We start from the raw sequence: 22,109 nt of genomic DNA on the forward strand, positions 1-22,109 counted from the left end.
GTCAGCAGCGCTCCGCGACGTGGCGCTCGGCGCCGGCGGGGCGGACCTCGCGATCGCGCAGAGAGATCGAGAGGGCCTTCCCCCAGGCGCGGCAGGCTGTGGTGAAGTCCTTCTTCTCGTATTCGATGACGAAGATCCGCTGGGCGTAGGCCTCGGCGAAGTCGGTGAACTCCTGGTAGCGGGCGCACTCCTCGACGACGGCGAAGTCGAAGCCGATGCGACGGTGTTGCGGCAGCAGGCCGGTGGTGTTCTTCTGGGCGATGGCCAGATGCCGCCGGTGGGCGCGGTGGGCCAGGAGCTGGGCGAAGGCCGCGGCATGCCGGGAGGTGAGCTTGCCGCCGGACCGCTCGTAGGAGTCGAGGTTGTCGGGTTCCACGGCGTCAAAACCGGCCTTGGCACAGCCGTCGATCCAGGGACCGACGATGTCCATGAGTGCGCGGCGTTTGGCGCCGGTGGAAATGTCGAGCAGGGGCTCGTTCCAGTCCTCGTCGATGACGGGCTCGCCGCGCCCATCCCGCAACAGCAGCTCGGGGTGGCGCTCCTTCCATACGCCGGCCGCGTCGGGCTGTGCCTGGAAGGCGTTGACGTAGCAGATGTTGTAGAGACCGGGGGCGGGCCGGGCCGTACGGTCCCGGGACACGGCCCGGACCCCGGCGGGCGGGGGATAGGCGCCGCCGAGCTGATAGTCGAAGACGGCGTTCGCCGTCGGCGGCCGTACCGCGGTCGGGGCGGTCGCCCCGCCGGTCGGCGCAGATGTCCGGGAGCCGGCGGCTTCCGGAGTGCGAGCGCCGGAGCACGCCGTGCTGAGCGCCATGACCAGGACGAAGGCGCCGACGGCGAGGGGGCGTGGAGAGTGCACAGGCGGAGCTTACGGGCGGGTGGCGCGCCCAACGGCCGGTGATGACGCCCTCAGGGACGGTTCACACCAGACGGGCGGCGATCTCCTGGGCGCAGGTGTGCAGCGCGGGCAGGTGGCTGAGCAGTTCGTCCCGCGAGGTGAGGACGACGGTCGCGCCGAGGGATACGGCCAGCGGCGGACGGCCGGAGGACTCGCTGCCCGGCACGGCGACCGCGACGGACCGCACCCCGACCTCGTTCTCCTCGTCGGCCTCCGCCCAGCCCTGGTCCCGCACCCGTGTCAGCTCCTCGCGCAAGGCGTCGCGGGTGGTGACCGTACGGGGGGTGACGGGCGGGAGCGGGGCGGTCATCAGTGCCTCCCGCTCACGCTCGGTCTGCGCCGCAACCAGGGCCTTTCCCAAGGACGTTGCATGCCACGGGTTGCGGGTCCCCTCGGCGCTGCGCAGCTGCAGATGCTGGGTGCCCTCAAGGGTGAGGACGAGAAGGACCTCGCTCCCGTCCAGAACTCCGGCGATGGCGGGGAGACCGGTACGGGCGGCCAGGCGGCGCATGGGGCCCGATGCGGCGGACCACCCGGCATCGGACCGCTGGAAGCCGCGGGCGAGTTCCAGGACGCGCACGCCGAGCGCAAACCGCCGGGTGTCCTCGTCGTAGGCGACGAAGCCCTCTTCGGCCAGCCGCCCGAGCAGCCGGTGCGCGGTGCTCACGGGGAGCTGCGCACTGCGGGCGATCGCGCTGACACCGGCGCCCGCGGGCAGCTCGGACAGCACGGTCAGCAGCCGCAGTCCACGGCCGAGCATGTCGTCGCCCGATTGCCCGCTCACCGCTGCGCTCTCCTGGTCACTGTCGCCGTTCCGTCCCTGCCCGGGGCCGCGCCGCGGGCGGGTGACGGCCTCCCGGCCACCCGCCTCGCCCGCGTCCTGCCCGTCATCTGCCCGGGCCGCATCATCCGCACGGTCCGCCCGCCGGTGTGTGCTGGTGCTCCGGCCGGTTCACCGTACCCGTTGGATGCGCGGCAGCGGATCCGGGCGCCGCGGCCCGGGGCTCGCGAACGGTGAGCATCAGGGCGGCGGACACCAGGGTGCAGGCGGCCATGAAGCCGAAGGCCCCCGCATTGCCGAGACCGGTGCCGCGCACCCAGCCGACGAGGTAGGTGCCGGCGAACGAACCGAGCGCACCCAGGGAGTTGACGAGGGCTACCGCGGCGCCGGAGACACCGGCCGGCGCCAGCTCGGAGACGAGCGCGAAGTAGGGGCCGTACGGCGCGTACATACACAGACCGGCGACCACCAGCAGCGCCAGCGCGAGCGGGAAGTGCGAGCCGGCCGCGTAGCTGCCGAGGAGGGCCAGGGCCCCGGCCGCGAGCCAGGGCCAGACCGCGATCCGGCGGCGTCCGCTGCGGTCGGACAGGCGGGAGTTGAGCAGCATCGCCACCGCGGCGAACGCATACGGCACGGCCGACAGCAGGCCCGTCGCCCCGATGCCGTCACCGGAGCCCTCCTTGATGATGGCGGGCAGCCAGAAGATGAAGCCGTACATGCCGAAGGACCAGAAGAAGTACTGCGCGGCCAGCAGGAGGATCGGCCGGGAGCGCAGCACCTTGCGGTACACCCGCCCGGTGTCGCCGGCGGAGGGGGACGGCACGGGGACGACGGCCCCGGCGGTGTGCCGCTCCGCGGTCAGCGCGGTCTCCAGCGCGGTGCGTTCGGCGTCGCCCAGCCAGCGGGCGTCCGCGGGCCGGTCCTTGAGCAGCCGCAGGCACAGCAGGCCCCACACGACCGAGGGGGCGCCCTCCAGGACGAACATCAGGCGCCAGTCGGAGACGGAGATCAGCCAGCCCGAGACCGCCGACAGCCACATGACGGTGACGGGATTGCCCAGGATCAGCAGGGTGTTGGCCCGGCCCCGCTCGCCCTTGGTGAACCACCGGCCCAGCAGCATCACCATCGACGGGAGCACCGCCCCCTCGACCATGCCCAGCGCGAAGCGCACCGCGATGAGCTGGCCGGGGCTGCTGAGCAGGCCCTGCAGCACGGCCAGCAGACCCCAGGTGACGGTGCACCACGCGACGAGCCGGCGGGCGCTGCGCTGCTCGGCGTAGAGGGTCCCGGGGATCTGGAAGAGGAAGTAGCCGAGGAAGAAGGAGGCGGCGATCAGCGAGTCGAGTCCGGCGGACAGTCCGAGCTCCTTGGCCATCCCGCCCGCCGAGGCGATCGCGTAGTTGGACTTGTCCAGGTACGCGAGCGAGTACGTGACGAACGCGATCGGCATCAGATGCCGGGCACGGCTCGACGACCAGAATCCCGCGGCGGGACGGGAGGGAGACGTCATCGTCATCCCAGACCCCCTTATTTCCGTGTGATGGAAAGTGTTTCACTGGGCGGGAAGACGTTATGAGGGCGACGCCGACGGGTCAATGGGTTCGGCAGCGTGGCCCGGCCCACATCCGTCCGCGGACGGCGGCCGTCCGGCCCCTGCCGCGTATCAGCGAGAGCGAGCAGCAGATGCAGCACACCCCCGCCCCGGCCGGTGCGGCCGGCCGGCACGGCGTGGACGTCCTCGTGCCCTGGCCCGACCTGGACCGGCGCCACGGCGCCTGGCCGGCCGGGACCGGCGTCCATGTGTGGGACGGGCTCACCCCGGCCGGGGAACTGTCCGACGAGACGCTGCGCCGGGTCGGCCTGTGGGTGCTGCCGTACGCCGTGCCGAGTGCCGAGCGGCTGCTGCCGCGGCTGCCGGCGCTGCGGGCGGTGCAGTCACTGAGCGCGGGGGTGGAGAAGCTGGTCCCGCTGCTGCCGTCGGAGGTGGCGCTGCACAACGGCCGTGGTCTGCATGACGCGAGCACCGCCGAGCATGCGCTCGGTCTGATCCTGGCGGCCCAGCGCGATCTGCCCCGGTGGGTCGCCGACCAGCGCGCCGGCCGGTGGGAGCCGCACTTCACCCGGTCGCTGGCCGACTCACGTGTCGCGGTGATCGGATACGGGTCGATCGGCGCGGCCCTGGAGCGACGCCTGCTCGCCTGCGAGACGGACGTGGTGCGGGTCGCCCGCCGGGCCAGGCCCCAGGAGAAGGTCCATGCCGTCGACGAACTGCCCGCGCTGCTGCCCGAGGTGGACATCGCCGTGCTGGTGCTCCCGGAAACGCCCGCGACCACGGGCCTCTTCGGGGCGAAGGAGCTGGCGGCGCTGCCGGACGGCGCGTTGGTCGTGAATGTGGGGCGCGGCCGCACCCTGGACACGGCGGCGCTGCTGCGGGAGGCCGGCGCCGGCCGGCTGCGCGCCGCACTCGATGTCACCGACCCCGAGCCGCTGCCCGCCGGTCATCCGCTGCGCACCGCTCCGGGCGTCCTGATCACCCCGCATGTGGCGGGCGGGTCGGCCGCGTTCCGCCCGAGAGCCGAACGGCTGGTGGTCGAGCAGGTGCGCCGCTTCGCGGCCGGCCTGCCACTGGACAACGCGTACCCCGTCTGACCGGGCGACCGGCCGGACCGGCGCCGGGGGTGGTATTGCTGCGGCCGTCGGCCCGCCGGCGGAGCCGGGCGCGGGCGAGGCGCAGGGAGCGCCGGCGAGTGGGGGAGATCCCGGGAAGAGTGTGCCTCCCGGCCCGGAGGAGCGGGCCGGGAGGCACGGTGGCCGTTGGGTGCATTCGTCCGTCCCGTGCCCGCAGGCGCGGGGCGGCCCCCCGGTGCAACCGTGCGGCTCCGCCGTGGTCGGCTCAGCGTTTGACCACGAACGCCTGGCCCTTCTTCGCTTCGGAAGAGCAGGACGTCTGCTCCGCAGTGGTCATCTTGCGGGTCTTGACGGTCACCGCATTGCTCTGCCCGTCCGTGCCGTTGTCCGCCGGCCCGGTGACCGTGTCCGGGACGAACCAGAAGTAGTGACCCCACTTCGGGCTGTCGTAGTGCGTCTGCCAGGTGCCGGAGACGGCCTGCATCACCTGTGCGCGGGAGATCCAGCCCACCTCGCCGGGCTTCACCGTCATGTTCAGGGAGCTGTTCTCGGTGTGCGAACTCGTCCAGGTGTGGCTGTAGGTCGCGGTGACACTGAGATCGATGAGACCGGCGATGTTTCCGCCGGCGGTGACGGAGACGCCTGCGGAGTCCGTGGAGCCCACGGTGTCCGCCCAGCCCATCGACTGGGTGGCATCCGAAGTGCTGCAGTTGTAGAGGGAGTTGGAGACCTGGCGGAAGTCCCCGAGGTATGCCTTGCCGAGGGTCGGCTCGTTGAAGCTGCACTTCCCCTCACCGGAAGCGCAGTCGGCTTTGAGCTGGTCCCGGGTCGGTTCGTCGGCCGCGGCAGCCGGTATGGCCATCGCCGCGACCAGGCCCAGTGACGCCGTGGACAGCGCCAGCAGCCGGCTTCCGTGGCGGATCGTTCTGCTTTTCGTCATCGTGCTGTTGCCTCTCGCCCAGCCTTGTGGAAGCGACGAGTACGTGTGGTATTCGTCGCTGTTGCGTTTGAGACTGGTGTGAAATCTGTGACAACTACACCAAGGATTAGTAAAGTTGTAGTTGATAGCGAAACAGACCCTTTACAGGGGACCGAAACGGAGGCAGCATCAGGTCTCGCCGTAGCTCCGGAGGGCTGGTCGCCGGGTGTTACCCGGCGGCGCGCGCCCCGTTGAGGACGGTATGCACGGCCCGCGCCACAAAGCCTTCCTCAAGGGGGAGTTGGCGCAGCACGACACGCACCCACGCGGCTCCGGCCAGCAGGTCCACCAGCAGCATGGGGTCGGTGTCCGCCGCGATCTCGCCGCGTGCCACGGCCCGGTCGAAAACAGGCTGCTCGCGGGCGATCCGGTCGGCGAAGAAGTCCTGTACGTGGGCGGCGAGTTCCGGGCTGTGGGTGACGGCGCCCAGTACGGACACGGCAATGTCGGAGGCGGGCCGCGTGGTGAGCAGGGTCACCATCGTGTGCAGCAGGGCCTCCAAGTCCCCTTCGAGGCTGCCGGTGTCGGGAGCCGTGAGCTCCAATTGGCGGGCGCCGATGAGTGCGGCGCCCAGGAGCGCCCCCTTGGAAGGCCACCAGCGGTAGATCGTGGTCTTGTTGACGCCGGATCGCTGGGCGACTCCCTCAATGGTCAGCCCCTCGTAACCCTTCTCCGCGAGCAGATCCAGTGTGGCGTCGAAGATCTCCTGCGCTTTCCGTGGGCCGCCGCTTCGCCGTGTCCCGCTCCGCTCCTCGCTCATGGGAGGAGATTAGCATCAAAAACAACGCAACGTTGCGTTGCATTTGAGGTAGCGTGCCGGGCATGGAGTCCAATGAAGCCGGTCTGCCCATCGTTTTCGTGCACGGCACGCGGGTGAGCGCCACGATGTGGCGACCCGTGATCCACGCCATCGGACGGCGTCATCCCACGGCGGCGCCCGACCTGCCCGGCCACGGGAAGCTGCGAGGTGAGCCGTTCAGCCTCCCCGGCGCAGTGGAGGCGGTGGCCGAGGCCGTGGACGAACTCGGCGGCCGCGCCCTGCTCGTAGGGCTGTCCCTGGGCGGCTATGTGGCGATCGCCACCGCCGGTGCCCACCCGGACCGTGTCCTCGGCGCGGTGGCCATGGGCTGCACGGCGCTCCCGCGCGGACTGTTCGGTGCCGTCTACCGGGGAGTGGCCCGGCTCGCGGCCGGACATCCCCAAGAGGCCGATCGGCTCAGCGCGTTCGCGTTCCGCCGCGTCCTGTCCCGCGCTCAGGCGCACGCCATGGTCGCGGGCGGCCTGAGCTGCGAGGCGACTCCGGGCGTCGTCAAGGCCGTGCGCGAGATGGACCCGCTGGCGTCGCTCTCCGCGTACCCGGGCCCGGTCTGGCTGGTGAACGGCGAGCGCGACCACTTCCGCCGCAACGAACGCCTCTTCCTCCGGGCCTGCCGCGACGGTCGCCTCGTGATCCGGCCAGGGTGCGGACACCTCACCAGCCTCACCGATACGACGGCCCTCACCCGTCAAGTCCTCGATGCCGCCGCGGTCGTCACGGCCCGGACATACGGCTCCTCGACGCCGGAGGGAGCGCGGTGACCGCCCGAGTGTGGAGCGTGGAGGAACCCTGGAAGTCCCCGTCCCGCCGCGCGCCGTGGGCCCGGTTTTCGCCGGAACCCCGGCCGCCCGGCGCGCCGCACACCACCGCACCGGCATACGGATGACTCTCCCCCGACCGGACGCCGGGAGCCGGACGGCCCCCTGAACCGTTCCGGGCCCAGGCGCCGCCGAGCCGCTCCCGCGGTCCGGCCAACAGACCGGCCATAAGCCACAAAACGCCCACCAACCCCGCAGGTGACAGCCGCCCGGAAGAGACGTTCCGGGCGCAAAGCGCAAGATCCGCCCCCTCTTCCCCTTTTGGTCCACAGCGGGGTACTTCTGGTTCCTGTGCGCACCCACCGCACCTTCACCTCCCACCCGGACCAGGAAGGACGGACCTGTCATGACCGACAACCCGCTACCCGAGGCGGTGCCGGAGGAGGGGGCCGGCGGCTGGCACGTCGACGCGCGCTGCACCAACTGTGATGTCGCCAGGCAGCTCGCCCCCGATGTGATCCGCGAGAAGAACGGCCGGGCGGAAGTGATCCGGCAGCCGCAAAGCGAGTCGGAGGCCCGGCAGTTGTATGCCGCCGCTTTCGCCTGCCACACCCGGTCGATCCGTCACCCCGCGCAACGCCTCACCCCCGACCTCGACCCCTTCCCCCTCGCACTGGACGACACCGTCCAGCTCTGCGGCCACAACTCCCCCCACACGGCGGGTGCGAACTCCTACTTGCTGCGCCGGCCCACGGGACACTCGATGATGATCGATACGCCCCGGTGGAGCAGCGGTCTGGCCGCCCGGTACGAGGCACTGGGCCCCATCACCGATGTCTTGCTCACACACCGGGACCACGCGGCGCACGGCCGCCGCTACGCCGACCGGTTCGGGGCCCGGCTGTGGATCCACGAGGGCGATCTCGACGCCGCTCCGGACGCGGACCGCATCCTGCGGGGCACCGACCCGGTCGAGATCGGGGAGGGCGTTACGGCGTATCCGCTCCCCGGCCATACGCGCGGCAGCGTGCTCTACCTCGCCGATACGCGGTACTGCTTCAGCGGGGACAGTTTCTACTGGTCGCGCACCACAGCCGATCTGGAGGTGGCCGCCACCGTCACCTGGTACTCGATCGTGGAACTGGCCGCGTCCCTGACCCGGACCGCCCCTCGGCTGCGCTTCGAATGGGTGCTGCCCGGCCACGGCGACCGCAAGCGGCTCCCCGCCGCGGACATGGCGTACCGCCTCCGGCAGTTGACGGCCCGCACTCACGAACTCCGGCCGCAGCCCGTCGACTTCACCGCGGTCCGTTGGTGACGGCGCACCCGTCCCTCAGGCGGCCCGGGTGGCCACCACCAGCCGGCACCGCGGGCTGCCGTCGGGGCGCCGGCCGAGCTCAGGCAGGGCGCAGAGCTGCACATCGAAACCGGTCCGCGTCAGCTCCGCCCGCACCTCGGCGAGCGGGAACGTCCGGTAGTACATGACGAAGCTCGGCCGCCACAGTGCGTTGCGGACCCGCATCGCCGCGTCAAAAGCCAGCAACGTCCAGTAGCCGGGCGACCCCGGCCGCGCAGGAGCCCCGATCGGGAAGACGAACCGGCCGCCGGGCCGCAGTACGGAGTGCACCTGCGAGAACAGCCCCGGCCGCTCCCGGGGCAGAAAATGCCCGAACGCACCGAAGCTCACCGCGAGATCGAAGACCGGTCCGAAGGGGAGCGCCCGAGCGTCCGCACGCACCCACTCGGCACGCGGTACGCCCGCGGTCACCCGCTCTCGGGCGCGGCCCTCGGCGAGCATTCCCGCACTGAGGTCGACACCCGTGACCCGCTCCCGGCAGATCTGCCGCAGCACGTCCATGCCCGCCCCGGTGCCGCAGCACAGGTCGAGGCCACTGTTGAACGGTCCCAGCCGCTGCAGCGCCCGCGACACGGGCGTCAGGATCGCGTCCGGGGTCCGGAACGGCGTGTGGTCGAATTTCGGCGCGAGCAGGTCATAGCCGCGCTCGATGGAGGACAGCGCCTGCACGGCGAGTTCACGGAAGGTGGGGCCCTGAGGTGCGAACATTGACCTCAGCATAGAACTGGTCCACACCTCGCCGCTTCGGCCGCGCCGTGTGGTACCGTCCGAACGGAACGCACTTTTGCTTGCCGCTCTTACGGCGCCGGTGCGTCATGTTCCCCCATCGCCTTCCCCTCGCTGTGGCGCCCGTCCTTCACGACCGGCGATCCAGCAGGCACCGACTGTTCGACCTCCACAGTCCAGCGATGCGGCTCTCCTTCCCGTTCCGGCGCGGGCCTCTCTGCCCGCCTGCAGGGCGTGAACTCACCGCCCTTTCCTGCCGGTTTCCCCTCCACCTCGACCCACGGACCCACGTCCCGAGAGGACACAGGACACCCCCATGACCAGTACTTCACCTACTTTTCCCACGTCTCCCCACGTCAGCAGGCAGCCCGCAAAGGCCGCTTCTTCCTCTCCTCCCTCCTCCAGCCCCTTTCCGCAGCGCGCTGTCGCGGCCTCGGAGAACCCCGCCGTATCGGCATCCGGGGTCCTGGATATCGCGAACGACCGGCAGGAAGGGGGTTTTCTTCGAGCGGAGGGCTGCCTTGCCTCGTCCGGCGATGTCCGGGTGCCCGCTGCACTGATCCGTAAAGCGGGCCTGCGCAAGGGCGATTTCGTCGAAGGGACGTGCACACGGCCGCGGTCGCTCGCCCAGGTCGAGTCGGTCAACGGGCGAAGCCCGGATGCGGTGCGCGGGCGGCCGCATTTCCGTGACCTGACGCCGCTGCATCCGCAACACCGTATGCGCCTGGAAAGTGCGGCCGGCGGGCCGGCACCGCGCATCGTCGATCTGATCGCACCGGTCGGTAAAGGCCAACGAGGACTGATCGTGGCACCCCCGAAGACGGGCAAGACGGTGCTGCTGCAACAACTCGCCGCCGCCGTCGCCGAGAACCACCCCGCATCCCGGCTGATGGTGGTGCTGATCGACGAACGGCCCGAAGAAGTGACCGACATGCGTCGTTCGGTACGCGGAGAGGTGCTCGCCTCGACCTTCGACCGGCCGCCGAAGGAGCACATCGCCCTCGCCGAACTGGCCGTGGAACGCGCCAAACGACTCGTCGAGCTCGGACAGGACGTCGTCATCCTCTTCGACTCCCTCACCCGCCTGTGCCGGGCGCACAACAACGCCGCCACGTCGGGCGGCCGCACCCTGAGCGGAGGCGTCGACGCCGGCGCGCTGCTCGGCCCCAAGAGGCTGTTCGGCGCGGCGCGGCACGCAGAGGAAGGCGGCTCGCTGACCATCCTTGCCACGGCCCTGGTGGAGACCGGTTCCCGGGCCGACGATTACTTCTTCGAGGAATTGAAGAGCACCGGCAATATGGAACTCCGTCTGGACCGTGAACTCGCGGGCAGGCGGCTCTATCCAGCGGTCAATATCACCGCCTCGGGCACCCGCCGCGAGGAACTGCTGCTACCGCAAACCGAGTTGGCGGCCATCCGCCGACTGCGTCGCGCCCTCCGGACCGGGGACGGTCAGACCAGCATGGAGTCCCTGCTCGACAAGGTCCGGCGCACGCCCGACAACGCGACGTTTCTGCGGCAGGTACAGCAAACCGCCCCGGGCGGATGACCGACACGAACTCCGGTCAGTAGTAACCCTTTTCACCGTCGAGAAGCTCCCGGACGGCATCCATATGACCTGCGTGCCGGGCGGTTTCCTCGATCATGTGGAACATGATCCACCGTAGGCTCGCGGCAGCAACCCGGAAGTCGGGGTGTTTGCCCACGTCATCGAGCGCATGGGCAGCGATGATCTCGTTCGACACCGCACATTGCCGTGCGTAGTCGGCAAGGAGCTGGGGGAGCGGGATCCCGTCAACCATCATGTCGGCATCCTCGGGCCCGTCGTCGAACTGCGGCCCCACGGCGGGCCGGCCGAGAAGCACGACCTCGAACCAGGTGTGTTCGGCCCAACGCAGGTGGGAGACGAGCCCCGCCATCGACATCTGGGGTGAGCTCGGCAGGACGGAGCGGTGGGTGTCGGCGTCCGACAGCCCCTCGCATTTCCAGTGAATGATCGCGCGCTGCATGTCGAACCACCCGATGAGCTGGGTCCGCTCGTCGGCGTCGAAGGGAGGACGAATACGAGAGGGCGGCATGAGCGCAGAGGCTAGCCCGGCCGACGACGCCGCGCACGGGATTTTGCGTGTGCGGTGGCCCCCGGCGACCGTATCCGGGGGCCACTTCGGGCCGACGCGCGCCGGGAGACGGATATACCGCCCCGCACGACCGCGCGCCGAAGGGGCGTCAGTCGCTCATACAGGGATTACCGAAGGTGGGGTTGAGCAGCCCGATGATGCTGATGGTGTTGCCACAGGCGTTGACCGGAATGTGGATGGGAACCTGGATGGTGTTGCCGGACACGATGCCGGGTGAGTTGAGGGATGCCGCCTGGGCGCCGCTGTCGGCGGTGGCGATACCTGCACCGCCGAGGACGACGGCGCAGGCACCCGCGGTCGCGAGGGCACTCTTGATCCGGTGAGCCATCGATCGGTCTCCTTAACTGGTGGAGGAACTGCGGCACATGGCGCTGAAGGCACCACGGCTGTGCGCCGCCTGTACGTGGCTGTCGTTCCCCACCGGCACCCGCTCCAGAGGCACAGGACGCGAAGAGCAGACTTTTAGGTGATATGGCTGTCTGTGTTGACGGCCGGGCCGCTGCTTCACGAAGCGGGGGCCGCCGGCAGGACATGAGCGCCGGTCTTGTCGGTGCTCAGGCACAGCGAGCAGATCACCGCGGCGTGCCGTTGGCAGGCGGCGAGGTCCGGACGCTCGAACTCCTGTTGGCAGACATGGCACTCGTACGGGGCCGAACTGGGGTTGCCGTCCGGGTCCAGCAGCGGAGCGTCGATCCCGTCGCTGGTGCGCCGCAGGTAGAACCGGCCCTTGGTCAGGACGGCCATCAGGGGTGTGAGGACGAAGGCGATCACTGCCGCCGCGACCGGTGAGTACGGCTGGAGCGTGTCACCCAGAGCGTGGAAGTACATGGCGATCGACAGGCCGGATGCGGCGGTGAAGGCCACCACCCCGACGGGGTTGACCGCATAGAGCATGCCGCGGCGGAACTCGGGGGCCTGCGGGGAGAGTTTCAGCAGGTACTTGTTGACGATGATGTCGGTGGCGACGGTGACGATCCAGGCGATGGCGCAATTGGAATAGAACCCCAGGATGCTGTTGAGGAAGCTGAACATGTCCGCTTCCATCAGGATCAGCGCGAAGGCCAGATTGGCGAGCACGAACACCATCCGGCCCGGGTAGCGCTTGGTGACGCGCGTGAACGAGTTCGTCCATGCCAGCGAACCGGAGTAGGCATTGGTCACGTTGATCTTGATCTGGCTGATCACGACCAGCACCACGGCCAGCGGGATGACCAGCCACGACGGCATCATGGCCGCAAAGGCGCCGGTGAACTGCTGGATGGGCTCGGTGGCGGAGGCCGCACCCACCTCGGAGAGGATGTAGACGGCCAGGAAGACACCGATGGCCTGCTTGAGTGCGCCGAGCACGACCCATCCGGGCCCGGCCATCACGACGGCCGTCCACCAAGTGCGCCCGTTCTGCTCGGTCTTGGGCGGCATGAAGCGCAGATAGTCGACCTGCTCGCCGATCTGCGCGATCAGCGATAGACAGACGCCCGCGCCCAGCAGCACCGACGCGGAGTTGATCCCGCCGTCGCCGTCGGAGCCCCGGTAGGAGAGGAAGGTGTGCACCGTGCCGGGGTCCGTGGTGATCAGATAGAGCAGCGGCCCCACCATCAGCAGCAGCCAGATCGGGGTCGTCCAGACCTGAAGCTTGCTGAGCGCCTTCATCCCGTAGATGACCAACGGGATGACCATGAAGGTCGAGATCACATAGCCCAGCCACAGGGGCAGACCGAAGCCCAGCTTCAGGCCTTGCGCCATGATCGAGCCTTCGAGGGCGAAGAAGATGAAGGTGAAGCTGGCGAAGATGACGCTCGTCAGGACCGAACCGTAGTAGCCGAAGCCCGAGCCCCGGGTGATCAGGTCCAGGTCGATGTTGTAGCGCGCCCCGTAGTAGGCGAGGGGGAAGCCGGTGATGAAGATGACCACCGCGGCGACGAGGATCGCGGCCAAGGCGTTCCCGGTGCCATGGGTGAGCCCGATGCCCGCACCGATCGAGAAGTCGGCCATGTACGCGATGCCGCCCAGCGCGGTGGTCGCCACGACCATCGGCGTCCAGCGGCGGTAGCTGCGCGGGGCGAACCGGAGGGTGTAGTCCTCCAGGGTCTCGTCGGCCGCTTTGTCGACCGGCGCCTCGGTGGGTGGGGGCCGATGACTGCTGTCGGGGGCGGTCAGTTGTGGCTCGACGCTCATGCCGGACCTCCTGAGGGGGCGGTGGGAATGCGACGCGATGTGCCACGCCCACGGCAGGGGAGACCGTGTGGCGCGCGACAGCGTTGGCGAGGCGGGAGTGCGGTGCTGCGCAGGGGGATCGGACCCGGACGGGGTGCTGCCGGACCGTCGGGTCAGGACGTGCCGCTGTGCGGCTCGACGGCCGAGGCCGTTGCCGGGGGCAGCAGCCCCCGGCACCCTCGGCCGTGAGGCGCATGTGCCGGTGGGCGCAGTGAGGTGGCGGACTGCGTATCCGGTCCTGTGTCCATGGCGGGGACCTTAGGGAGCGCGTGTTTCCCGCAACGTCTTCGCAGATGAAGCGGACGTTTCCGCGGCGGTGCGAAGCCGGGCAGGCACCGCGGCGGACGGTCCCCCGCCGGCCGGCCGCCGCGCTCTCGCGCACACCGGTCCCGGCGGTGCGCTGCCGTCAGCCGTGTGGGGTGCTGCCGGGTTTCTCCGGGGGAGGATCATGGCGCCATGAGAGGCATGTCCTCGCGGCTCGTGCCGTGGAGGGGGTAGACATGAGGAGGCTGCCGACGGCGGAGCGGCCCGGCACCGCAAGGGGTGTGCCTGGCGTCGCCCGGCTGGCCCCACCCGCCCCGTCCATCCCCCTTATTCACCCCGCAGGAGTCACCATGACAGCGGACCGACACGGGCACCCGATGAGCGATACCGGCGCCGAGGCCCTCGGCCATTACGAACAGGCGCTGGACGACTTGCTGTTCTTCCGGCCCCGGATCGCGGAGACGTCGCAGGCGGTACTGGCGGCCTCGCCGCGGTCGGTGATGGGGCAGGCGCTGGCCGCCTATCTGGGGGTGCTGGGCACCGAGGAGAAGGACGCCGCCGCGGCCCGGGACCGCTTCGTCCGCTTCCGCTCCGGCCTCGACACCGAGCGGCTGACGCCCCGGGAACGTATGCATGTTGCCGCCGCAACGGCATGGCTGGACGGTGACCTTCACGGTGCCGGCCGCACCCTCGGTGACCTCACCGTCGCCTTCCCGCGCGATGTGCTGGCACTGTTCGCGGGGCACCAGCGCGACTTCCTCACCGGGGACGCCCAGCGCCTCCGGGACCGGGTCGGCGGAGCACTGGACGTCTGGGACGAGGACGACCCCCACCACGGGCCACTGCTCGGCATGTATGCGTTCGGCCTGGAGGAGTCGGGCCATTACGAACGGGCGGAGGAGGTCGGGCTGGCGGCCCTTGCGCAGCATCCGGGCGACGTGTGGGGCATCCACGGCGTGGTGCACACCTACGAGATGCGGGGACGCTTCACGGACGGGATCCGCTTTCTCGACGCCCGTACGGACGACTGGGCCCAGGGCAGCTTGCTCACCGTCCACAACTGGTGGCACTACGCCCTCTACACACTGGAGCTCGGTGACACCGCCCGGGTCCTGGAGATCTACGACTCCGCGCTCCACCACGACGCCTCGGCCGGTGTCGCGATGGAACTGCTGGACGCCGCGGCCCTGTTGTGGCGGCTGTACCTGGCGCAGGACGAACAGAGTGCACGCTGGGCCCGGCTCGCCGACGCCTGGGAGAGCCGCCAGGACGGCCCGCACTATGCCTTCAACGACGCACACGCCGTCATGGCCTATGTGGGAGCAGGCCGCTTCGCCCAGGCGCGGCGCCTCGTCCAGGACCGGGAAAACTGGGTGGCGGCGGAGTCCGGCGTGTCCAACCACGCCATGACGGCCGAGGTCGGACTGCCCGTCTGCCGCGCACTGATCGCCTACGGGCAGCAGGAATACGGCCGGGCCGTCGATCAGCTGCTGCCCGTCCGCCACCGTCTGAATACCTTCGGCGGCAGTCACGCCCAGCGGGACGCGATCCAGCGCACCCTCGTCGAAGCATCCCTCCGGGCCGGCCGCGCCGACCTGGCGCGGACCCTGCTCAGCGAACGTATCCACCTGCGCCCGGTCTGCCCGTACAACTGGTCGGCCAAGGCCCGGCTCGAGGATCAGCTCGGCGACCCGGCGCGGGCGGCGGCCGCCCGCGCCCGCGCCGTCGCGCAGGCGTCGGGCTGAGTGGTGCCGCGAGGTCAGTGACGTTCTGCGGGCAGGCCCGCGTCATCGACGGCCGGCGGGACGTCAGGCGCCGTGAACTCCGGGTCGGGTTCGAGGAATCGGATGGCGACGGCGGTGGCGAGATGCAGGGCGGCGAAGATCCAGACGATGCCCTCCACACCGACCGGGCCCAGGGCGAGGGCGACGATGGCGGGCCCGGCGAAGGTGCTCGCACCGGCGCCCAGATTGAGTGCGGACATGGCCTGGCCCTTGTGGCGTGGTGCCAGTGCCGGGACCAGCGCCGAGATCGGCACATAGCCGGCGAGGGCGATGCCGTAGAGGGCGGCGGCCACCGCTGCGGCGGCGAAGTGCGGGCCGGCCACGACCGGTACGTAGTACAGCGCCAGGCAGGTGACCGCGCAGGCCACGGCGCCGAACCAGGTCATGGTGCGCTGCCATCCGAGGCGGTCGCCGACGGCTCCGAAGAACAGGTTGGCGAAGATGTTCGCGGCGAACATCACGCTGAGCAGGCGCAGCCAGGCCGAGGTGCTGAAGCCGACCGTCTCGGTGAAGAAGAACGGCAGACAGACCAGGAAACCGAACTGGGAACCGGTGCTGAAGACGCGCACCGCGGCTCCGATGGCCACGCGTGGGCGGCGCCGCATGATCGAGACACTGCCCGCCAGTGTCGCGAGCGGACGCCCGCGGTCCGGAGCGAGTCCGGTCCGGCCGGTGGGCTCACGCACCAGCAGCAGGCCGAGCAGGCCGCCGAGCATCACCAGGCCGAGCGCGCACCACAAGGTGTCGTAGGCGCCGACCAGCGGGATCGTGGCACTGGCGACGAGTGAGCCAAGGGTCGGCAGGCCGCCGGTGAAGGCGAACCAGTACCAGCCGACCGCCGTTCCCAGCCGCTGCGGCGGCGTCGCCGCGGTGACCCACACCAGGAACCCGTAGGCGAACAGCGGGTATCCGAACCCGCGCAGCCCGTAGATGAGCAGCAGCAACGGATAGTTCATGGCGGGCAGCGCCACGGTCAGCATGAGCAGCTGGAAGACGAGCCAGACGGCGAAGCCGGCGGTCATCACCCGGCGTGGTCCCCACAGGTCCGAGAGGGCTCCCGAGAGCCAGGCGCCGACGGCGACCGTGATGCCGTAGACGGCGATGACCACCGCCGCATCGGCCTTGGCCAGGCCCTGGTCGGCCAGGTACTTCGAGAAGAATCCGGTCTCCACGCCGTCGCCGGTCATGAACAGCAGCACTCCCACGAATCCCCAGGTCAGAGCCGGAGGTATGCCCAGGCGGGCGCATCGGGAGTGGCTGCGGACGGCCGGCGGAGGGCCGGTGGCCGGTGTCCGCGCCGTTCGAGGGCGAGCGGGGCTGCTCATGGACTCTCCAAGCGGGTTGATCTTGATCGGGTGAGCAAAGGGGTGGGGCGCACCGACGCATGCGTACGCGGGCAGAGGGTGAGCCGACGCAAGTCTTCTCATATTTTGTGCGAAGTCAAGACTCCTCTGATAAAAAAAGAGGCGGTACCGTGCCGAACCCAAGGGGCGCGCACCGGCCCGGAGCCGGATCGCGCAACGCCCCCGCCCCACCCCTGCACCCCGAGGGAGCCGTGAGCCCGCCATGACCGCCACATCCGGGATTCCCGCCACCATGCGTGCCGCCGTACTGCACGGACCCGAGCAGCTGAGCATCGAGGAACGCCCCGTTCCCGCCCCCGGTCCGGGTGAGGTCCTGGTCCGTGTCGAGGCGGTCGGGACCTGCGGCTCGGATGTGCACTACTACCGGCACGGGCGCATCGGCGACTTCGTCGTACGCGAGCCGCTCGTGCTGGGGCACGAGGCCGCCGGCACGGTGGTCGCCTGTGGTCCGGGCGTCGACGCACGCCGGATGGGGCGGCGGGTGTCCATCGAGCCCGGCACGCCCTGCGGCAGCTGCGCGGAATGCCGACCGGGCCGCTACAACCTGTGCCCGGACATGCGCTTCCTCGCCACACCGCCGGTCGACGGTGCCTTCTGCGAATACCTGGCCGTGCGTGAGGACTTCGCCCACGAGGTGCCCGCATCCCTCACCGTCGAGGAGGCCGCCCTGCTGGAACCGCTGTCCGTGGCGGTCTGGGCCTGCCGCAAGGCCCGCGTCGCCCCCGGCGACCGCGTGCTGATCACCGGCGCCGGGCCCATCGGCCTGGTCGCCGCCCAGACCGCACGGGCCTTCGGTGCGCGCGACGTACTGGTCACCGACGTGCTCCCGCACCGCCTCGACCTCGCCAGGGCCACCGGCGCCACCGCCGTCGACGTCTCCCGCACCCCGCTGCCCGAGGCGGAGTACACCCCCACCGTCCTCCTGGAGTGCTCCGGCGTGCCCGCCGTGAGCAGCGAGGCGATCCGCACCGTCGGCCGGGCCGGGCGGGTGGTGCTCATCGGTATGGGCGGCGCCGAGGTGCCGTTGCCCGTGAGCCGGGTGCAGAACTACGAACTGGAGCTGACCGGTACCTTCCGCTACGCCCATACCTGGCCCACCGCGGCGGCCCTGGTGGAGTCGGGAAGGGTCCGGCTCGACTCCCTCGTCTCGCACGGTTACGGTCTTGCCGAGGCCGAGAGCGCACTGACCGTCGCCACCCATGACGCGACTGCTGTGAAGGCCGTCATCTACCCGCAGCGGTAGGCGCGCTGCCGCTGTCCGACCGGAAAGGGGCGGCCCCGATGGCTTCCACACGGTCGTCGCTGGCCGAGGTCGACCGGCGACGGCAGGACGTACTGGCCCATGTCGTCGAGCACGGAGAAGTACGCATCGACGAACTGGCCAGACACTTCGGGGTCAGCCTCGCGACCATGCACCGCGATCTGGACCAGCTCGCCGAACGCCGGCTGCTGCGCAAGGAGCGCGGCCGGGCCGCGCCGTTCCCGACCCTCACCATGGAGACCGCCACCCGCTTCCGCATCGGCGTGAACCACTCGGTGAAGGAGGCGCTGTGCGCCGCCGTCGCCGACGAGATCCGGCCCGGCAGCACCGTCGTGCTGGACGACTCGACCACGGTGTTCCCGCTCGCGGCCCGCATCGCGCGAACCGAGGCGGTCTCCGTGGTCACCAACTCCCTCGGTGTGGCCCGGCTGTTCGACGAGACACCGGGCGCCGACGTCACCCTCCTCGGCGGCCGCTACCGAGGCGAGTTCGGCTCCTGCGTCGGCCCCGAGGTGCTCCGCGCCCTCGGCCGTATCCACGCCGACCTCGCGGTGATGTCCGCGGTGTCCGTGCTCGGCGGCCGGCTCTTCCACCCCCTACGCGACTACGCCGAGGTCAAGGAAGCCATGCTGGACTGCGCACAGCGGTCGCTGCTGCTGGTGGACCACACCAAGTTCGGCAAGACCGCCACACATGCCTACAGCGACATCGCCCGCTACGACCGGGTCGTCACCGACCGCGGCGCGCCGTCCGGGGAGCTCGCCGAACTGCGCCGCAGAGGCATCACCGTGGACGTGGCCGACGCCTGAGGGCGCCGCGGCGCCGTACTGCCGGTGCGTGCGGGGGCGGCCCCCGCGCTCACTTCGGCGCAGAGCACGGCAACTCCGGTCACGGGGCGAGCAAGCCTGTCAGCATGCGTCGCCACCCGAGTGCGCCGCCTCACCGACCGGTAGGGAAGCGCCGACTGATCAACAGCTTCGATTTCGCGACAACTTGGCCCTGTCGTCGGCCAAAAGCCGTCCGACGGACAACGCCCCCGCAACTCCGACCGTCCTACTGCGCGCACCTGTACGCACTCTTCTCTGGAGGTTATTCATGCGACGGTTGGGGACAATGGCCGCGGCGCTCGTGCTGGCGGGCGCCGGGGTGGCGGGCGCGGCCGGAGTGGCCGGTGCCGCGACCGGCCCGGCGGGCAAGGCCCCCGCGGCCTGCTCGACCGCCTGGGGCAGTGCAGGCAAGTCGGCGACGGACGCGAACAGCAAGCCGCTGAAGAACATCAAGACCAGCCACACCACCTGCTACGACCGGATGGTCTTCGACATCGGCGGCGCAACCGGCAAGCTCGGCTACCACGTCGGGTACGTCGATGCGTTCCATCAGGACGGCTCGGGCGAGCGGATACCCGTCAAGGGTGGCGCCATCCTGCAGATTTATGTGTCCGCGCCCAGCCACGACCCGGCAACCGGCAAGCAGACCTACGCCGCAACGGCCGGCAAGCCGCTGCCGGGGGTGAACCTCACCGGATACAAGACGTTCAAGGACACCAAGTTCGGGGCGAGCTTCGAGGGGCAGACCCAGGTCGGCCTGGGGCTGCGCGCCAAGCTGCCGTTCCGGGTACTCCAGTCCGGTCATGAGCTGATCGTGGACGTCGCCCACACGTGGTGACCCGCCGCATCGCCTAGGGCCGCCCGCCCGGCTCCGCGGAAAGGGGCGAGGCGACCCGCCTGACTCTCGGGTAAAAGCTCCGGCGGCACACAGAAAAATACCCCGGTCCGAATTGACGGCCGGGGTATTTCTCTGTGTATATTGAGGGCTTCTGTGTCTTCACTGATACGGGAAGTAAGCCCAACTTCATTCCGAACTATATCCGAGCGGAGCTGAATTGTCAAACGAGGAATTGCGGCACGAGCAGGAATTCATTGATCTGCTCTATGAACGCCTCGCCGAACTTCGGGCCGGTGCCGAGACAGCGGTGAATGAAGCCCTGCCGCTGGGCGGGAACAATGCCCAGGCGCGGCTGGAGCGGGATGTCCTGGTGGCCGAGCACTCGGGCCTGCTGGCCGCGTTCGACGCCGGCGAGAACGGCCTGTGCTTCGGCCGGCTGGTATTCCGGGACGGCCACGATCACCACATCGGCCGCATCGGAATCCGGCGCGACGACGCGGACCGGACCCCGCTGGTCATCGACTGGCGGGCCGAGGTCGCCCGCCCGTTCTACCTCGCCACCGGGCACACCCCGATGGGGCTGCGCCGCAGGCGCCACCTCACCACGGAGGGCCGGCGGGTCACCGCCCTCCATGACGAGATCCTCGACCTCGCCGACACCGTACGCACCGGACACGAGGGCGCCGACGCGGACGCCGTACTGCTGTCCGCGCTGGACGCGGCGCGCACCGGACGGATGCACGACATCGTGCAGACCATCCAGGCGGAGCAGGACGCGATCATCCGCGCCCCGCACCACGGCATTCTCGTCGTGGAGGGCGGGCCCGGCACCGGCAAGACCGTCGTCGCGCTGCACCGCGCGGCGTACCTGCTCTATGCGCATCGTGAACTGCTGGCCCGCCGCGCCGTGTTGATCGTCGGTCCCAACCCCGCATTCCTCAGCTATATCGAGGAGGTGCTGCCCTCGCTCGGCGAGACGGGCGTCCTGCTCGCCACACCCGGTGAGCTCTTCCCGGGCGTGACCGCGACCGGAACCGATACCGCCGAAGCCGCCGCGATCAAGGGCGGTGCGGCGATGGCGGACGCGCTGGCGGAATGCGTACGGGAGCGGCAGACCCTGCCCGACCCCGAGATCGTGATCGACCACGAGGACGGCGAGCTGCGGCTCGACGCGGCCATGGCGCACGAGGCGCGGCTCCTCGCCCGCGAGACCAAGCTGCCGCACAACCTCGCCCGTCCCCACTTCGCGTTCCGCATCATCGACGCACTCACCGCGCAAGTGGCCGACCGGCTCGGTGCGGACCCCTTCGGCGGGCCGAACTTCCTCGGCCCCGATGACCTCGCCCAGCTCGGCAAGGCGATCGCCACCAGCCCCGAAGTGCACCGCGTCATCGAGGAGTTGTGGCCCGTCCTCACACCACAGCGGCTGGTCGCCGACTTCCTCGCCGCCCCCGCCCACCTCCCGGACACCGACGCGGACAAGATCCGCCGCGCGGACGGCGACTGGACCCCCGCGGACATTCCCCTGCTGGACGAGGCCGCCGAACTCCTCGGCGAGGACGATTCGGCGGCCCGCGCCGCCGCCGAGGCGGCACGACAGGAGCAGATCGAGTATGCCCACGGCGTGCTCGAACTCTCCTACGGCTCCCGCACCCAGGAGTTCGAGGACCGCGCGGATGACGAGTCGGAGGTGCTGGCCGCGCACGACCTGCTGGACGCGGAACGGCTCGCCGACCGGCACGAGGAGGCCGACCACCGCACCGCCGCCGAACGCGCCGCGGCCGACCGGACCTGGGCGTTCGGCCACATCATCGTGGACGAGGCACAAGAGCTGTCCGCGATGATGTGGCGGTTGCTGATGCGCCGCTGCCCCACCCGCTCGATGACTCTGGTCGGCGACCCGGCACAGACCGCCGAGCCGGGCGGCTGCGGCTCGTGGGAGACCATCCTTGCGCCGTACGCCGGTGACCGCTGGCAGCACGTCAGGCTCGGGGTCAACTACCGCACGCCGAGCGAGATCATGGCTGTCGCGGCGCAGGTGCCGCGGGCCACGGACCCCGCCTTCGAACCGCCGCGCTCGATCCGGTCCACCGGCGTGCGCCCATGGGCGCACCGTACCGACGACCTCGCGCGCGCCGTCGCCGAGGCCGTCGCACGGGAGACCGACGGGGAAGGCCGCCTCGCCGTGATCGCCCCCCATTCCCGCCACGAGGCTCTCTCGGCCGCCCTCCCGGCCGCCTCCGCCGGCTCCTCCCCGGATCTGACCAGCCCGGTGGTACTGATCGACCCACGGCAGGCCAAGGGGCTGGAATTCGACACGGTGATCGTGGTGGAACCGGCGGAACTCGGGGCCAGCGACCTCTACGTCGCGCTCACCCGGGCGACGCAACGGCTCGGCGTCATACATTCGACGCCCTTGCCGGCGGGACTGGAGACGCTGCCGACGCCGGACGCCGCCCCCGCCGGCCGGTGACC

General features: G+C 70.4%; 19 protein-coding genes. 9 read left to right on the top strand and 10 right to left on the bottom strand.

What is annotated here, in order from left to right:
- Position 1: 1 nt before the first annotated feature.
- The 3 genes from ACGFWI_RS08390 to ACGFWI_RS08400 form a co-directional block, all read right to left on the bottom strand.
- Positions 2–814, bottom strand: coding sequence for an endo alpha-1,4 polygalactosaminidase (locus ACGFWI_RS08390; protein WP_393905242.1), 813 nt, complete (start codon positions 812–814; stop codon positions 2–4).
- Between the two features lie 106 nt (positions 815–920).
- The gene (locus tag ACGFWI_RS08395) at positions 921–1,682 is read right to left on the bottom strand and encodes an IclR family transcriptional regulator (RefSeq protein WP_393905129.1); all 762 of its coding nucleotides are present in this window, start codon (positions 1,680–1,682) and stop codon (positions 921–923) included.
- Between the two features lie 121 nt (positions 1,683–1,803).
- Positions 1,804–3,195: an MFS transporter gene (locus ACGFWI_RS08400; RefSeq protein WP_393905130.1), complete on the bottom strand. Its 1,392-nt coding sequence runs from the start codon at positions 3,193–3,195 to the stop codon at positions 1,804–1,806.
- A 167-nt stretch (positions 3,196–3,362) separates the two neighbouring features.
- Here ACGFWI_RS08400 and ACGFWI_RS08405 point away from each other — a divergent pair, with 167 nt between their 5' ends.
- A complete protein-coding gene (locus ACGFWI_RS08405; RefSeq protein ID WP_393905131.1) occupies positions 3,363–4,328 on the top strand; it encodes a 2-hydroxyacid dehydrogenase in 966 nt (321 codons plus the stop codon).
- A 244-nt stretch (positions 4,329–4,572) separates the two neighbouring features.
- Here the strand turns inward: ACGFWI_RS08405 and ACGFWI_RS08410 are convergent, their stop codons facing one another.
- Complete coding sequence (locus ACGFWI_RS08410) at positions 4,573–5,247, bottom strand: hypothetical protein (protein WP_393905132.1); 675 nt, start codon at positions 5,245–5,247, stop codon at positions 4,573–4,575.
- A gap of 208 nt (positions 5,248–5,455) precedes the next feature.
- Positions 5,456–6,046, bottom strand: a complete 591-nt coding sequence (locus ACGFWI_RS08415; protein WP_393905133.1) for a TetR/AcrR family transcriptional regulator — start codon at positions 6,044–6,046, stop codon at positions 5,456–5,458.
- 62 nt (positions 6,047–6,108) lie between these two features.
- Between ACGFWI_RS08415 and ACGFWI_RS08420 the strand changes: the two genes are divergently transcribed.
- Together ACGFWI_RS08420 and ACGFWI_RS08425 are read left to right on the top strand one after the other, a co-directional pair.
- Complete coding sequence (locus tag ACGFWI_RS08420) at positions 6,109–6,864, top strand: alpha/beta fold hydrolase (RefSeq protein WP_393905134.1); 756 nt, start codon at positions 6,109–6,111, stop codon at positions 6,862–6,864.
- Between the two features lie 403 nt (positions 6,865–7,267).
- Positions 7,268–8,179, top strand: coding sequence for an MBL fold metallo-hydrolase (locus tag ACGFWI_RS08425; RefSeq protein WP_393905135.1), 912 nt, complete (start codon positions 7,268–7,270; stop codon positions 8,177–8,179).
- A gap of 15 nt (positions 8,180–8,194) precedes the next feature.
- On the opposite strand, the gene ACGFWI_RS08430 is transcribed toward ACGFWI_RS08425, so the two are convergent.
- The gene (locus ACGFWI_RS08430; protein WP_393905136.1) at positions 8,195–8,926 is read right to left on the bottom strand and encodes a class I SAM-dependent methyltransferase; all 732 of its coding nucleotides are present in this window, start codon (positions 8,924–8,926) and stop codon (positions 8,195–8,197) included.
- A 334-nt stretch (positions 8,927–9,260) separates the two neighbouring features.
- On the opposite strand from ACGFWI_RS08430, the gene rho reads away from it, so the two are divergent.
- On the top strand, positions 9,261–10,493 hold the full coding sequence (rho, locus tag ACGFWI_RS08435) for a transcription termination factor Rho (RefSeq protein WP_393905137.1): 1,233 nt from the start codon (positions 9,261–9,263) through the stop codon (positions 10,491–10,493).
- A 16-nt stretch (positions 10,494–10,509) separates the two neighbouring features.
- On the opposite strand, the gene ACGFWI_RS08440 is transcribed toward rho, so the two are convergent.
- The 3 genes from ACGFWI_RS08440 to ACGFWI_RS08450 form a co-directional block, all read right to left on the bottom strand.
- Entirely contained in the window at positions 10,510–11,022 is a 513-nt protein-coding gene (locus ACGFWI_RS08440; RefSeq protein WP_393905138.1) for a DinB family protein, read from the bottom strand.
- Between the two features lie 148 nt (positions 11,023–11,170).
- Entirely contained in the window at positions 11,171–11,410 is a 240-nt protein-coding gene (locus ACGFWI_RS08445) for a chaplin (protein WP_393905139.1), read from the bottom strand.
- A gap of 176 nt (positions 11,411–11,586) precedes the next feature.
- A complete protein-coding gene (locus tag ACGFWI_RS08450) occupies positions 11,587–13,257 on the bottom strand; it encodes a purine-cytosine permease family protein (protein WP_393905140.1) in 1,671 nt (556 codons plus the stop codon).
- 653 nt (positions 13,258–13,910) lie between these two features.
- Between ACGFWI_RS08450 and ACGFWI_RS08455 the strand changes: the two genes are divergently transcribed.
- Positions 13,911–15,305: a tetratricopeptide repeat protein gene (locus tag ACGFWI_RS08455; RefSeq protein WP_393905141.1), complete on the top strand. Its 1,395-nt coding sequence runs from the start codon at positions 13,911–13,913 to the stop codon at positions 15,303–15,305.
- A gap of 14 nt (positions 15,306–15,319) precedes the next feature.
- Here the strand turns inward: ACGFWI_RS08455 and ACGFWI_RS08460 are convergent, their stop codons facing one another.
- A complete protein-coding gene (locus ACGFWI_RS08460; RefSeq protein WP_393905142.1) occupies positions 15,320–16,669 on the bottom strand; it encodes an MFS transporter in 1,350 nt (449 codons plus the stop codon).
- A 241-nt stretch (positions 16,670–16,910) separates the two neighbouring features.
- Here ACGFWI_RS08460 and ACGFWI_RS08465 point away from each other — a divergent pair, with 241 nt between their 5' ends.
- The 4 genes from ACGFWI_RS08465 to ACGFWI_RS08480 all read left to right on the top strand — a co-directional run bounded on the left by ACGFWI_RS08465 (position 16,911) and on the right by ACGFWI_RS08480 (position 22,107).
- Complete coding sequence (locus ACGFWI_RS08465) at positions 16,911–17,951, top strand: NAD(P)-dependent alcohol dehydrogenase (RefSeq protein WP_393905143.1); 1,041 nt, start codon at positions 16,911–16,913, stop codon at positions 17,949–17,951.
- A gap of 38 nt (positions 17,952–17,989) precedes the next feature.
- A complete protein-coding gene (locus ACGFWI_RS08470; RefSeq protein WP_393905144.1) occupies positions 17,990–18,778 on the top strand; it encodes a DeoR/GlpR family DNA-binding transcription regulator in 789 nt (262 codons plus the stop codon).
- A 286-nt stretch (positions 18,779–19,064) separates the two neighbouring features.
- Positions 19,065–19,634 carry a hypothetical protein gene (locus ACGFWI_RS08475; protein ID WP_393905145.1) on the top strand — a complete coding sequence of 190 codons (570 nt, stop codon included), beginning with the start codon at positions 19,065–19,067 and terminating at the stop codon, positions 19,632–19,634.
- A 217-nt stretch (positions 19,635–19,851) separates the two neighbouring features.
- The gene (locus ACGFWI_RS08480) at positions 19,852–22,107 is read left to right on the top strand and encodes a HelD family protein (protein WP_393905146.1); all 2,256 of its coding nucleotides are present in this window, start codon (positions 19,852–19,854) and stop codon (positions 22,105–22,107) included.
- The last annotated feature ends 2 nt before the right edge of the window (positions 22,108–22,109 follow it).

It is taken from the genome of Streptomyces sp. NPDC048434 (assembly GCF_043200375.1).
Taxonomy (GTDB): Bacteria; Actinomycetota; Actinomycetes; order Streptomycetales; family Streptomycetaceae; genus Streptomyces.